This window comes from Arthrobacter sp. 10L424, assembly GCF_056395325.1.
Window position 1 is genome coordinate 81283 of record NZ_JBFTJH010000010.1, and the last position, 13201, is coordinate 94483.

Annotated in this window: 10 protein-coding genes and 1 tRNA gene; 5 read left to right on the plus strand and 6 right to left on the minus strand. The window is 66.4% G+C overall.

Translation table 11 applies throughout. From position 1 onward, the window contains the following. The first annotated feature begins 10 nt into the window (after positions 1-10). Together AC1DC5_RS15785 and AC1DC5_RS15790 are read left to right on the plus strand one after the other, a co-directional pair. Positions 11-84, plus strand: a tRNA-Leu gene (locus AC1DC5_RS15785). Between the two features lie 177 nt (positions 85-261). Further along, positions 262-1620 (plus strand): ABC transporter substrate-binding protein, encoded by a 1359-nt coding sequence (locus AC1DC5_RS15790; RefSeq protein WP_476865781.1) that lies wholly within the window; start codon positions 262-264, stop codon positions 1618-1620. Between the two features lie 994 nt (positions 1621-2614). Here the strand turns inward: AC1DC5_RS15790 and AC1DC5_RS15795 are convergent. The 4 genes from AC1DC5_RS15795 to AC1DC5_RS15810 all read right to left on the minus strand — a co-directional run bounded on the left by AC1DC5_RS15795 (position 2615) and on the right by AC1DC5_RS15810 (position 6773). Beyond that, the gene (locus AC1DC5_RS15795) at positions 2615-3388 is read right to left on the minus strand and encodes an ABC transporter ATP-binding protein (protein WP_441405756.1); all 774 of its coding nucleotides are present in this window, start codon (positions 3386-3388) and stop codon (positions 2615-2617) included. Beyond that, entirely contained in the window at positions 3385-4413 is a 1029-nt protein-coding gene (locus tag AC1DC5_RS15800; protein WP_441405846.1) for an ABC transporter ATP-binding protein, read from the minus strand. Before AC1DC5_RS15800 ends, AC1DC5_RS15795 begins: the two co-directional genes overlap by 4 nt. A gap of 98 nt (positions 4414-4511) precedes the next feature. Then, positions 4512-5480 carry a branched-chain amino acid ABC transporter permease gene (locus tag AC1DC5_RS15805; RefSeq protein ID WP_441405757.1) on the minus strand — a complete coding sequence of 323 codons (969 nt, stop codon included), beginning with the start codon at positions 5478-5480 and terminating at the stop codon, positions 4512-4514. A 9-nt stretch (positions 5481-5489) separates the two neighbouring features. Beyond that, positions 5490-6773 (minus strand): branched-chain amino acid ABC transporter permease, encoded by a 1284-nt coding sequence (locus tag AC1DC5_RS15810; RefSeq protein ID WP_441405758.1) that lies wholly within the window; start codon positions 6771-6773, stop codon positions 5490-5492. A 544-nt stretch (positions 6774-7317) separates the two neighbouring features. Between AC1DC5_RS15810 and AC1DC5_RS15815 the strand changes: the two genes are divergently transcribed. Next, positions 7318-8256 carry a Bax inhibitor-1/YccA family protein gene (locus tag AC1DC5_RS15815; RefSeq protein WP_441405759.1) on the plus strand — a complete coding sequence of 313 codons (939 nt, stop codon included), beginning with the start codon at positions 7318-7320 and terminating at the stop codon, positions 8254-8256. A gap of 104 nt (positions 8257-8360) precedes the next feature. Here AC1DC5_RS15815 and AC1DC5_RS15820 read toward each other — a convergent pair whose 3' ends face one another. Further along, complete coding sequence (locus tag AC1DC5_RS15820) at positions 8361-9599, minus strand: acetyl-CoA C-acetyltransferase (RefSeq protein ID WP_441405760.1); 1239 nt, start codon at positions 9597-9599, stop codon at positions 8361-8363. 20 nt (positions 9600-9619) lie between these two features. Then, a complete protein-coding gene (galK, locus tag AC1DC5_RS15825) occupies positions 9620-10780 on the minus strand; it encodes a galactokinase (RefSeq protein ID WP_441405761.1) in 1161 nt (386 codons plus the stop codon). An 88-nt stretch (positions 10781-10868) separates the two neighbouring features. Here galK and AC1DC5_RS15830 point away from each other — a divergent pair, with 88 nt between their 5' ends. Further along, positions 10869-11858: an aldose 1-epimerase family protein gene (locus AC1DC5_RS15830; RefSeq protein WP_441405762.1), complete on the plus strand. Its 990-nt coding sequence runs from the start codon at positions 10869-10871 to the stop codon at positions 11856-11858. A 61-nt stretch (positions 11859-11919) separates the two neighbouring features. Continuing rightward, entirely contained in the window at positions 11920-13194 is a 1275-nt protein-coding gene (locus AC1DC5_RS15835; protein WP_476865782.1) for an AI-2E family transporter, read from the plus strand. Positions 13195-13201: the final 7 nt, after the last annotated feature.

Consider the following 13201-nt stretch of genomic DNA (forward strand, 5'->3'; position numbering starts at 1 on the left):
TGGACCGGGCGCCCCAGTAGCCCAATTGGCAGAGGCAGCGGACTTAAAATCCGCGTGTTGTGGGTTCGAGTCCCACCTGGGGCACGCTTCTTGGCGCGCCCGGGTCCGGCGGCCAGATTTCCTCTATGCAACGAGTGTTATAAGGATGTGACCGTAGTCACTTTGGTTCGGGCCGAATTTGCATTAGCTTGAAGTTAAATCAGGAACACCTGATCTTTCGCATCAAAGGCCGTTCGCACCTTTAGATCGAGGAGATTGTAAATGACTTCACTCCCCCAGGTGGCGCCGCGCATCGCTAAGCTCACCGCGCTTAGCATCGGCGTCGCTCTTCTGGCTACGGCTTGTGGTGGCACGTCCACCCCGTCGTCGACCGGAACCGGATCCGCTAGCGCCAACGCCGCCGGCATCGCTTGCCCGGCACCCAGCGCTGGAGCTGGTGCCGGTACAACAGCCGCGACCAACACCGGACCGGTTCCCGCAGCAACCACCACCACCGAGACCGCCCTGAAGATCGGCTCGCTCCTGCCGACCACCGGTTCGCTGGCCTTCCTCGGCCCGCCCGAAATCGCGGGTGTCAACCTTGGCATCAAGGAAATCAATGATGCCGGCGGCGTGCTGGGCAAGCCCGTAGAGGTCATCCACCGCGACTCCGGTGACACCAAGACCGATATCGCCACGCAGTCCACCACGGCTCTGCTGGGCCAGGGCGTCAGCGCGATCGTCGGTGCCGCATCGTCCGGCGTTTCCAAGACCGTGATCAACCAGATCACCGGCGCGGGCGTCATCCAGTTCTCCCCGGCCAACACCTCGCCGGACTTCACCGCCTGGGACGACAAGGGCCTCTACTGGCGCACCGCCCCCTCGGACGTGCTTCAGGGCAAGGTCCTCGGCAACTACATGGCCACCTGTGGCGCCCAGACCGTTGGCATGATCGTATTGAACGACGCTTACGGAACCGGCCTTGCGAAGAACGTGAAGTCGGCGTTCGAGGCGGCTGGCGGCAAGGTCGTGGCAGAGGAACTCTTCAACGAAGGCGATTCCCAGTTCAGCAGCCAGGTGGACAAGGTTCTGGCCGCGAAGCCGGATGCCATCGCCCTGATCACCTTTGACCAGGCCAAGAGCATCGTTCCGCTGATGACCGGCAAGGGCGTCAAGCCCACCCAGATGTTCCTCGTTGACGGCAACATGTCCGACTACAGCAAGGACTTCCAGGCGGGCACGCTGAAGGGCGCCCAGGGCACCATCCCGGGTACTTTCGCTAAGGACGACTTCAAGAAGAAGCTGCTGGCCATCGATCCGGCGCTGAAGGATTACAGCTACGCAGGCGAGTCCTACGACGCCGTGAACCTGATCGCACTCGCCTCCGAAGCCGCCAAGAGCACGAAGGGCGTCGACATCGCCGCCCAGCTCAAGGCAGTCTCCGAAGGTGGCGAAAAGTGCAGCGACTTCCCGTCCTGCGTCACCCTGCTCCGCAACGGCAAGGACATCGACTACGACGGCCAGTCCGGCCCCGTAACGTTCTCCGACGCCGGCGACCCGACGGAAGCCTACATCGGCATCTACGAGTTCCAGGATGACAACACCTACAAGGCAGTCAAGGAAGAGTTCGGCAAGCTGTAAGCCCGACTTTCCCCAGCCACAGAAGACCCCCGTCCACCGGACGGGGGTCTTCTGCGTGCTGGGGATTCGGGGGAGGGGCTGTGTCACGTGCGGCAGGCTTTCGGCCGGCACCGGGCTGCCCGACGTCGGGAATCCAGCCCTGCGTCCCGGCGGCCCGGCAAAAGACTGCGCCGCGTGACGCCGTCGACGTTTCTCCGGGGCAGGGACAGGGGTGGTGGGGGAGGCGTCACGCACGGCAGGGCTTTCGCCCGGCATTGGGCTGCCCGACGGCGGGCATTCGGCTCTGAGTCCCGGCAACCAGGCCAAAAGACTGCGCCGCGTGACGCCGTCGTCGTTTCTTAGGGGCCGGCGGGGTGGTGGGAGAGGCGTCACGCACGGCAGGCTTTAGCCCGGCATTGGGCTGCCCGACGGCGGGCATTCGGCTCTGCGTCCCGGCAACCAGGCCAATAGACTGCGCCGCGTGACACCGTCGTCGGGCCGGCGGCGGCAGCAGGAGTTCCAGGGCCAGCCGGACGCGTACCTTGGACCACCAAACAGATGGTGACGGGGCGGGTGCGTGGAAGACGTCCAGAGGGCTGCAGAAACGGACTAGCGCTGTGGAATCGGACGAGGGCTACGCGGATCCCCGGTGCGCTGGACCGGAACCGGTGCGGAAAATGCCGGGTCGGGTGCCACAGTTTGGAACTGGTGCGGACACGTGGCTGGGGTGCTGCAGCGCCTGGGCCGGCGTCGTGGGCATGCTTCGGGCCGCCGGGGCTGCGGAAAAGGAAATGCGCTGCGGATTTGGACGGGGGCTGCCCGGATCCGGGGTGCGCCTGTCCGGAACCGGTGCGGAAATGCCGGCTCGGGTGCGCTGGTCCGGAACTGGTGCGGAAATGCCGGCTCGGGTGCGCTGGTCCGGAACTGGTGCGAAAACGCCCGCCGGGCTGCTGACGCCCCCAGACACGCAGAAGGGCCGCCACCGGCTGGTGACGGCCCCTGCGGGGATGAAACGCTAGTCGACGGTGTCGGCGAGGGTGCCCAGATACAGCTGGATGACCTTCGGGTCCTTCATAAGCTCCCTGCCCGTGCCTGTGTATGCGTCCTTGCCCTGGTCCAGGACATAGCCGCGGTCACAGATCTGCAGGCAGCGCCGCGCATTCTGCTCCACCATGATGACCGAGACGCCGGCGCGGTTGATCTCGTGAACCCGGAGGAAGGTCTCATCCTGCTTGACAGGGGAGAGGCCCGCGGACGGCTCGTCGAGCAACAACACGGCCGGGTCCATCATGAGGGCCCGTCCCATCGCCACCATCTGGCGTTCGCCGCCGGACAGCGAGCCGGCGCGCTGTGCACGCCGTTTGCCGAGTTCCGGGAACAGGCCCGTGACGAAGTCGAAGCGCTCCGCAAAGTCCTTCGGCCGCTGGAACATGCCCATCTGGAGGTTCTCCTCGATGGTCAGCGCCGCGAACACGTTGTTGTTCTGCGGGACGAAGCCGATGCCGCGGCTGACCAGCTTGTTGGCCTTGAGCCCGGTGATGTCCTGGCCGCGGACCACAACCGAACCCGAGTGGACCTTGACCAGGCCGAACATCGCCTTCAGCAGCGTCGACTTGCCGGCGCCGTTAGGGCCGATGATGCCGATCAGCTCACCCTTGCGGGCCTCGATGCTGCAGCCGTTGAGGATGTTGACACCCGGGATGTATCCGGCGACCAGATTGGTGACCTTGACGACCGAATCCTCGTCCTGCACGGGCTTTGCGGCGGCTGCCGCGCTGGTGGCGCTCATTCTGTGTCCTTCTCTGTGCGGGTCGGCTCCTCGGCGCTGCGCCGGCCGCGCGCCGGACCGCTGGTGTCCGGGGCAGTGGCCGAGTCCGTTTCACCGGCGACGACGTCGAGCGAAATGATGCCGGCGTTTTCGGTGCCGACAATCGATTCCTCGTCGGCGACCAGTTCGGCGGCAAGCTCCTTGATGCCTTCCGAGTCACCGAGATCCACGTCGTGGTGGGCGCCCAGGTAGGCGTCAATCACGGCCGGGTTCTTCATGACCTCGCCCGGCGGGCCTTCGGCCACAATCTTGCCCTCAGCCATGACCACGACCCAGTCCGCGATGTGCCGGACCATGTGCATGTCGTGCTCGACGAACAGCACGGTCATGCCCTCGGCCTTGAGGTTCTTGATGTGGTCCAGCAGTGACTGTGTCAAGGCCGGGTTCACGCCTGCCATCGGCTCGTCGAGCATGACCAGCTTGGGCCGGACCATCAGCGAGCGTGCCATTTCCAGGAGCTTGCGCTGGCCGCCGGAGAGGGACGCTGCGTAGTCGTCCTTCTTGGCATCCAGCTTGAATTTCTCCAGCAGCACGTTGGCTTCTGCAGTGATCTTCTTTTCCTGCCCGCCCCAGATGCCCTTGAACAGTGCCTTGGAGAGCCGCTCGCCGGACTGATGGGAGGCGCCGAGACGCATGTTCTCCATCACCGTGAGCTTGCCCATGACCTTGGTCAGCTGGAACGTGCGGACCATGCCCATCCGGGCCACCTTGTACGAGGAGACCCCGGCGAGGCTGTTGCCCTCGAACTGCCACTTGCCGGTGTTCGGAGTGTCGAAGCCGGTCAGCAGGTTGAACAGGGTGGTCTTGCCGGCGCCGTTGGGACCGATCAGCGCGGTGATCTTGTGCCGCGGGATCTCGAGGTACTCGACGTCGACGGCGTTGATGCCGCCGAAGCTGCGGGTGACGTTCTCCGCCACCACGATCGGGTCACGCTTCTTGCAGCCGGGCGCAGTCTCCCCGGCGGCGATCGGACGCGTGTCCGTCATGTAGTCAATATTCTCCGGGTTCTCCGGATTTACCGTACGTCCCGGGTTCTCCGGGTTCTCCGGATTTTCCGACTGCTGCGGTTCTTCGCTTTGCGTGCTCATGCGAATGCCAGCTCCTTCTTATTGCCGAGGACACCCTGGGGCCTGAAGATCATCAGCAGCATCAGTGCGACACCCACCAGGATGTAGCGCAGCTGGCCGGCCTGGACCGTGTTCAGCCACGTGATAGTGCCGGATTCGATCAGGCCGTACAGGATGCCTTGAGTAAGGGACAGCACCACCCAGAAGATCATGGCGCCGACGACCGGCCCCAGCACCGTGCCCAGGCCGCCGAGCAGCAGGCAGGTGTAGAGGAAGAACGTCAGTTCTGTGCCGTAGTTCGCCGGCTGGACAGCGCCGCGGGGGAGTGTGAAGATCATGCCTGCGAGGGCGCCGAGGACACCACCGATGATCAGGGCCTGCATCTTGTACGCATAAACGTTCTTGCCGAGTGAACGGACGGCGTTTTCGTCCTCACGGATGCCCTTGAGAACGCGTCCCCAGGGGCTGCGCATCAGCAGCCATACCAGGGTGCAGAACAGGGCCACGACCGCCCAGGCGACGACCCGGATGTAGAAGTCCCGGTTGTTCATGCCCATGTACAACCCCGGGGGGAACGGGTTCATGGCGTAGAAGTCGCCTTCGAACGCGGCGAGGCCGTTGGCCGAACCGGTGATGGCCGTCAGCTGGTTGGTCGTGACGATGTAGCGCACGATTTCCGCCGCCGCGATCGTCACGATGGCCAGGTAGTCGGCCCGGAGCCGGAGGGTGGGAATACCGAGCAGCAACGCAAAGATGGCCGAGCAGACCACCGCGATCAGCAGGCCCACGAAGAACGGGACGCCGAGCGTCAGGGTGGAGATGGCGAAGCCGTAGGCCCCCACCGCCATGAAGCCTGCCTGGCCGAAGTTGAGCAGGCCCGTGTAGCCGAAGTGAACTGCAAGGCCGAGGGTGGCAAGCGCGTACGCCGCCGTCGTCGGGCTGAACAGTTCGCCGGCAGCGCTGGAAAATATGAATCCGAAGTCCATGGCTGTCTCCTAACCCACGCGCTCGCGCCGGCCCAAGATGCCTTGGGGCCGGATCAGAAGGACAATAATCATGATGAACAGTGCTCCAACGTATTTGAGGTCGGCAGCGAGGCCGAACACGGTGGTCAGCTCCACGAAGATACCGACGATGATGGATCCGATCAGGGCACCCCACACTGTGCCGAGGCCGCCCAGGGTGACGCCGGCGAAGATCAGCAGCAGGATCTGCGACCCCATATCGAAGGTGACGCCGGGACGGTAGTACGCCCACAGGATGCCGCCGAGCGAGGCGAGCATGCCGCCGGTGACCCAGACAATCCGGATCACGGAGTCGACGTCGATGCCGGAGGCAGCCGCCAGTGCCGGGTTGTCGGCGACTGCGCGGGTGGCCTTTCCGAGCCGGGTCTTGAGCAGGACGATGCCAAGGATGGCAATGACCGCGGCGCTGATCACGAGGGACCACAGGTTGTTGGGGGAGATCGAGATCGGGCCGATCTGGATCTCCGCACTCTGCGCGAACGGCAACTGCTGGGTGGCGCCGCCGAAGAAGAACTGGATCACGTAACGGACCGCCAGGGCAAGGCCGATGCTGACGATCATCATCGGAACCAGGCCCGTGCCGCGGCGCCGCAGCGGCTTCCACAGGCCCGCGTCCTGGACGTAGCCGAATAGACCGCCGCCGAGCAGTGCTAGAAGGATTGCCAGCCAGAACGGGAGGTTCATGGCGTTGAAGGCGAAGACCAGGACGGCGCCGAGGGTGACCATCTCACCGTGGGCGAAGTTGGTCAGCCCGGTGGTTCCGAAGATCAGCGAGAGCCCCACGGAGGCGAGGGCCAGGAGAAGTCCGAAGCTCAGGCCCGCGACGAGGCGGTTGATCAGGTTCTGGCCGAAGTCCTGCTGCTGCACAACGATGCCTTTACCGAAGGCGAAGATCACCGAGAGGTTGGAGGTCTGGCTGAACGTGACCTGGCGGGGGTTTTCCTGGCCGTCGGCGAGCTTGATGCCTTCCGGGAGTGTGGATTCATCCAACTCGACTTCGTAGGTTCCCTGGGTGGGAACCCCGATGGTCCAGGAGCCGTTGGCGCCCGACTTGGCCGTTCCGGTGAAGTCGCCGCCCTTGGCGGTAATGGTGACGTCAGCGATCGGCGCGCGGTCATCGCCGCGCAGGAAGCCGCTGATGCTGTTCTGGAACGTGGTTGCCGACGGGGATGGTGTCGGAGAGGGGCTCGTGGCCTGTGATGCCGGCGCGACGATCAGCAGTAGCGCGGCTACGGCGGCAAAAACGGCCCCCACAGCTTTCAGCAGTCTGCCGCGCCGTCTCTGCGACAGGCCTCTCGGTGTGCTTCTCAAAATGAAAACCTCCACATGGGGTGGTGTGGGTTGCGCCATTGCAACCGCTGCGAACAGTCAGGGCGACGGGGTGGTGCGTGGTGCGATGCGGTGGAGCGTCTGGCTTGTGATGTCCGTCACCCTATTTGGCCCATGTTACAGCCCGTTCGGGGCAATGAATGCCGTCGCGAGCAGGCAGAACGTCGCGATCGGGTAACAACCGTGAAGCCCGGGAGGCGGGGTGGTTTACCTGTCCTAAAGTAAACTTTTGTTGTTCAGGAGTACGCCTTAACTGTCGGTCCACGCCCTGCGGGAAAGGGGTGCGGGAACACGGCCCGGAGGTCACAGTTGAGTTGCGGCGGGCAGCCCCGGGAACTAACACTGCACGCCGGCTGTTGGAATTGGTAGCGTGTTGTAACCGATAGCTTTGTAACCGGTCACTTTGTATCGGATCACTGACGGTTCACCACCGGATCATCATTCACCCCCTATTTGGAGGACACCCGCAATGGCACTTGGCGGAAACCCAGTCTTCAACGGAAAGAACTTCCGTGGAGCAACCCAGGCACCGCCTGCCCCGCAGGCTTACGGACAGGGCCCCTACGGCCAAAACACCCACGGCCAGAGCCAGTTCGGCCAGGGCCAGCTCGGCCAGGCCCAGTACGGCCAGACCCAGACCGGTTGGAACCCTGCCCAGCAGGGCATGACCCAGGACCAGCTCCAGGACATGTACAACCGGCCTGCCGCCGGCCCCGCCGATACCGGCCGCATGACCTATGACGACGTCATCATGAAGACCGCGGCCTGCCTCGGCGCAGTCGTTGCCGGTGCTGCCGTTACCCTCCTGGTGGCTGAGGGCCTGGCCTACATGCTGATGATCGTCGGCGCGCTGGGCGGGTTCGTCCTCGCGCTCGTCAACACCTTCAAGAAGCAGCCCTCCCCGGCGCTGATCCTGGCCTACGCGGCGCTCGAGGGCCTCTTCCTCGGCGGACTGACGCGGATCCTCGACGGCATGTTCCCGGGCGTCGGCCTGCAGGCCGTGATCGGCACGCTCTCCGTGTTCGCCGTGACGCTGGTGCTCTTCCGGAGCGGCAAGGTCCGGGCCACGCCGAAGGCCATGCGCTTCTTTATGATCGCCATGATCGGCTACGCCGTGTTCGCGCTCGTGAACATGGTCATGATGTGGACCGGCGCCGTCGATTCCCCGTTCGGACTGCGTACCCAGGTGGAAATCTTCGGGATCCCGCTGGGCGTCTTCATCGGCCTGCTGGCGATCGGCCTCGCCGCATTCTCCTTGATCATGGACTTCACCAGCATCGAAGCCGGCGTCCGCAGCGGCGCCCCGCAGCGCTTCTCCTGGACCGCGGCCTTTGGCCTCACGGTGACGCTGGTGTGGCTGTACGTTGAGATCATCCGCCTGCTGGCCATCCTCCGTGGCGACGACTAACAGCGTCGCTCGCAGCCGCTAGCTGAAACCTGACAAAGAGGAGCCCCGCCGCAAGGTAGGGCTCCTCTTGCGTCTGCCCGTGGTGCCGCTGCCGCGGGGCCGGCTCAGCCCAGCCGCTCCAGCACCACGGCCATGCCCTGGCCGCCGCCGACGCACAGCGTCGCCAGCCCGAGGGTCGCATCACGTTCGCGGAGGCCGTTGATCAGCGTGGTGGTCATCCGGGCGCCGGTCATGCCGAAGGGGTGCCCCAGTGCGATGGCGCCGCCGTGGACGTTGAGCTTCTCATGATCGATCCCGAGTTCCCCGGCGCTGGCGACGACCTGCACCGCGAAGGCCTCATTGAGTTCCACAAGGTCGATGTCCTGGAGACCCAGCCCGGCAAGCTCGAGGGCGCGGCGGCTCGCCTCCACCGGACCCATGCCCATGAGCTCGGGGGAGAGGGCGCTGACGCCGGTGGAGACAATCCGTGCCAGCGGATCCAGCCCGAGTTCGCGCGCCCGGACGTCGCTCATCACGACGACGGCGGCCGCTCCGTCATTCAGCGGGCAGGCGTTGCCGGCTGTGACCGTGCCCTCGGCGCGGAAGACCGGCTGCAGGGCGCTGACCGCCTCCAGGGTGACGCCGGCCCGCGGCGAGTCGTCCCGGCTGATCACGGTGCCGTCCTTGCGGGTGTAGGGCGTGATCTCCCGGGCATAGAACCCGGACGCGGCAGCTGCTTCGGCGCGGTTCTGGCTCAGCACCGCCCAGGCGTCCTGGTCCGCCCGGCTGATGCCGAAGCTGGTCGCGACGTTTTCCGCCGTCTGGCCCATGGCGATGTAGATATCCGGCATGCGGCCGCCCAGCCGCGGATCCGTCCACGGGGTATTGGACCCGGCCCTGGCGGCTGTACGCTGCCGTGCGGCGTCGAAGAGCGGGTTGTGCGTGCTTGAGTCCGTTTCTCCGGCGCCGGCCCAGTCGCGGTAGCGGGACACGGCCTCCACCCCGGCTGCGACGAACGCGTGCCCTTCGCCGGCCTTGATGGCGTGGAAGGCCATCCGGAGGGTCTGCAGGCTCGAGGCGCAGAAGCGGTTGATGGTGGCGCCAGGGACGTTGTCCAGCCCGGCCAGGATGGTGACCACCCGGGCCATGTTGGAACCGGCTTCGCCGCTGGGCTCGGCGCAGCCCAGGTAGAGGTCGTCCAGTCCCCGGCCGCTGGCGTCCGCCGCGTCGAAGGACGGAATCCGGGCCAGTGCCGCTGCCACCATGGCGGCAGCGAGATCGTCGGGCCGTTCATCCTTCAGCGAGCCTTTGAAGGCCCGTCCGATCGGGCTTCTGGCAGTGGAAACAATGACCGCTTCTGACATGCGCCCAGCCTACGCTCCGCCTATGCCAGCCGCATCGCGCCGGCCGCCGGGCGGACGCTGAAGATGTCCGGCGCGGTGTATCCGGCCTCCGCGAACGCGCGTCCGACGGCGGCACGCACCTGCTGTTCGGCTGCTGCCGGGGTGAGTGCGATGGCGGAGCCGCCGAAACCGCCGCCGGTCATCCGGGCGCCGATCGCACCGGCTGTGCGAGCGGCTTCGACGGCGAGGTCCAGCTGGGGGCAGGAAATCTCGAAGTCGTCCCGCATCGACGCGTGGGAAGCATCCAGCAGGGGACCGATCGCCTCCGGCCCGGTGTTTTCAAGGACCCCGACCATCTGCAGGACCCGCTCATTCTCCGTCACTACATGCCTGACGCGGCGGAACGTTACCGGGTCCAGCAGGCCGCCCGCCTCGGCCAGGTCCACAAGCCCGACGTCGCGCAAGGCACGCACGCCGAGGACTTCGGCACCGAGTTCGCAGGAGGCGCGCCGGTCTGCGTAGCCTCCGCCGGCGTGGGAATGCGACACTTTCGTGTCGATCACCAGTGTGACCAGGCCAGCGCTCCCGGCGTCGAACGGCACCAGCCGGACGCCTTGGTCGCGGCAGTCGAGGAAGAGCGCGTGCCCGGCCGCCCCGCGCAGGGACGCTGACTGGTCCATGATGCCGGTGGGGGCGCCGACGAAGTCGTTTTCCGCGCGCTGGGTGGCCAGGACCATGTCCGCGGTGCCCAGGCCCGCCCCGACAAGTTCGTTGACCGCAGTGATGACGGCACACTCAATGGCGTGGGACGAGGACAGCCCGGCTCCGCGGGGAACATCGGAGTCCAGCAACAGGTCCAGGCCGCCGACGTCGATTCCGCGCTGCTGCAGCGCCCACAGGACACCCAGCGGATACTTGGTCCATCCCCTCGCCGTGCCGCGGTTCAGGGAACCGGCATCCGCGGTGGTCAGTCCCTGGTTGCCGAAGGTGGACAGCAGCCGGATCGTGGGGTCCGGACGCAGCCGGACCGCCACCCGGGCAGTCCGGTCGATCGCAAAGGGCAGCACAAAACCCTCGTTGTAGTCGGTGTGCTCGCCGATCAGGTTGACCCGGCCCGGCGCCTGCCACACCCCGTCCGGCGGCGCGCCGAAGACGGACTCGAACCGGTCCGCCAGCCGCACGGCATCGAGGGGAAGCGTCATGCCGTGCCGTCAGCGGCGGCGGTCCTGGAAAAGCGCGTCATGGGTCCACGGTATACGCCGCGGCGCGACGCTGGGTACGGTGGGGACCATGGACGTTCAGACCCCCGCTTTCCCGGACTCTCCCCACAGCGACAGCCCCGCCGATGGCACCGGCCCGGACGATGCGGCCCGGCGCTACGCCACGGGCCGGCAGTACGAGCTGCGGCGCGGCGACGCGCTCGCCGTCGTCACCGAACTGGCCGCCGGGCTGCGGCTGTACAGCCGCGGCGGCACGGCCCTGACGGAAAGCTACGGGGACGGGGTGATTTCGCCTGGCGCCGCCGGCATCACCCTGGCGCCGTGGGCGAACCGCGTGGAAGACGGCGTCTGGTACCTGAACGGCAAGAAGCAGCAGCTGGACATCACCGAGGTGTCCCGCAACAACGCCAGCCACGGGCTGCTGCGCAACGCCTCCTATGCGCTCGTCGACGAATCCGAGTTTTCGGTCACGCTCGAAGCGGCCGTGTTCCCGCAGCACGGCTATCCCTTCTTGCTGCGCCACCGAGTGAGCTACGAACTGGCCGCGGACCTGGGCCTGGTGGTCCGGCAGCTGCTCATCAACGACTCACAGGAGCCGGCCCCGTTCGTCCTCGGCGCCCACCCCTACCTCCGGCTGGGGGAGCTGCCGAGCGAGGAACTCACCGTCACCGTCCGCGCCGGCACGAGGCTCGTGACGGACCAGCGCCTGATCCCGCGCGGCACGGAACCGGCGGGCGGAGACTTCGACCTCCGCGCCGGGCGGCTGGTCGGTGAACTGGACCTCGATTCCGCCTACACGGAGCTGGAGTTCGACGGCGGCATGGCCCGCCACACGCTGAGCGCGGCGGACGGGCGCAGCGTGAGCCTCTGGCAGGACGAGAACTGCAGCTACGTCCATGTCTTTGTCACCACGGAGTTCCCGGGCAGGACCAAGGCCGTGGCGATCGAGCCCATGACCGGTCCGGCCAACGCTTTCAACAGCGGCGACGGCCTCCGCTGGCTGCCTCCGGGGGAGCGGTTCGCCATGACGTGGGGAATCAGCGCGTCCCTTGAACCGTGACCGGCGGCTGGGTTTCCCATCCGAGTTTCCCATCCGGGGAGTGCTGGTGAATCATGGGGCTATGACGCCAGCTGACGATTCCGCCCCGCGAGAGAACCCCGACGTTGCCCGCGCTGGCGCTGGGAGCGCCCCCGCCAGCGTCCCCGTACAGGGGCGAATTGTCACGGACCGGGAGATCGACCAGGACATCCCCTATGGCGTGCGGATTGCCGCGTCCTGGTCCTGGCGGCTGGGGCTCATCATTCTCATGGCGGGCGCCCTCGTGTGGCTGCTCAGCCGGGTCAGCTTCCTGCTGATCCCCGTGATGGTCGCCGCGCTCCTGGCCGGGCTGCTGGCACCGGTGAAGAACTGGCTCAGGCGGAACGGGGTTGCCAACGGGCTCGCGGTCGCCATAACCGTCCTGGGCTTCATCGGCCTGATTGTCGGCGCCCTGGCGCTTGTGGGCCGGCAGCTCGTCGCAGGTTTCGCCGAGCTGTGGAGCGAAGCGCTGACCGGGGTCCAAAAGATCCAGGTCTGGCTCGCGGACGGCCCCCTGCACCTCTCCGCGGCGCAGATCGACCAATACCTGAAGGAAGGCACCGCGGCGCTGCAGAACAACAGCAGCAGCATCCTCAGCGGAGCACTCTCCTTCGGCAGCACCGCCGGGCACTTCGCCGCCGGGATGGTCCTGGCGCTGTTCATCCTCATATTCTTCCTGCTGGAAGGCCAACGCATCTGGTCCTTCCTTGTGCGGCTGTTGCCCCGGAAAGCCCGCGCCGCCACCGACGGGGCCGGCCGCGTCGGCTGGGCCTCGATGGTGAGCTACACCCGGATCCAGATGTTCGTCGCGTTCGTGGACGCCGTCGGGATCGGGGTCGGGGCCGCGATCATCGGGGTGCCCCTGGCCCTGCCGCTGGGCGTGCTCGTGTTCCTTGGTTCCTTCATCCCGATCGTCGGCGCCCTCGTCACCGGCGCCGTCGCGGTACTGCTGGCACTCGTTGCCAACGGCTGGGTCAATGCACTGATCATGCTGGGGATCGTCCTGCTGGTCCAGCAGTTGGAGAGTCACATCCTCCAGCCGCTGGTCATGGGAAAGGCCGTCTCCCTGCACCCGGTGGCCGTCATCCTGGCCGTCGCCGCCGGCTCCTACCTCGCCGGAATTCCCGGAGCCCTGTTCTCCGTTCCCATCCTCGCCGTAGCAAACTCGTCGATTCGCTACATTGCCGGCAGAACGTGGGAACATGAAAGTGCGCTGGCCCGACTGCCGGGCGCAACCTCCGGCCGCAGCGATGGCGCTGCCCCCGACAATGGTTCCCCAGGCAGCGATGCCGGACGGGGCGCCGGGTCCGCACCCTGATCCGAAG

What these genes read in the sequence shown, in the direction of transcription:
- AC1DC5_RS15790 (WP_476865781.1), top strand. Translation starts at nt 262, where the DNA reads ATGACTTCACTCCCCCAGGTGGCGCCGCGCATCGCTAAGCTCACCGCG.
- AC1DC5_RS15795 (WP_441405756.1), bottom strand. Translation starts at nt 3,388, where the DNA reads ATGAGCGCCACCAGCGCGGCAGCCGCCGCAAAGCCCGTGCAGGACGAG.
- AC1DC5_RS15800 (WP_441405846.1), bottom strand. Translation starts at nt 4,413, where the DNA reads ATGACGGACACGCGTCCGATCGCCGCCGGGGAGACTGCGCCCGGCTGC.
- AC1DC5_RS15805 (WP_441405757.1), bottom strand. Translation starts at nt 5,480, where the DNA reads ATGGACTTCGGATTCATATTTTCCAGCGCTGCCGGCGAACTGTTCAGC.
- AC1DC5_RS15815 (WP_441405759.1), top strand. Translation starts at nt 7,318, where the DNA reads ATGGCACTTGGCGGAAACCCAGTCTTCAACGGAAAGAACTTCCGTGGA.
- AC1DC5_RS15820 (WP_441405760.1), bottom strand. Translation starts at nt 9,599, where the DNA reads ATGTCAGAAGCGGTCATTGTTTCCACTGCCAGAAGCCCGATCGGACGG.
- galK (WP_441405761.1), bottom strand. Translation starts at nt 10,780, where the DNA reads ATGACGCTTCCCCTCGATGCCGTGCGGCTGGCGGACCGGTTCGAGTCC.
- AC1DC5_RS15830 (WP_441405762.1), top strand. Translation starts at nt 10,869, where the DNA reads ATGGACGTTCAGACCCCCGCTTTCCCGGACTCTCCCCACAGCGACAGC.
- AC1DC5_RS15835 (WP_476865782.1), top strand. Translation starts at nt 11,920, where the DNA reads ATGACGCCAGCTGACGATTCCGCCCCGCGAGAGAACCCCGACGTTGCC.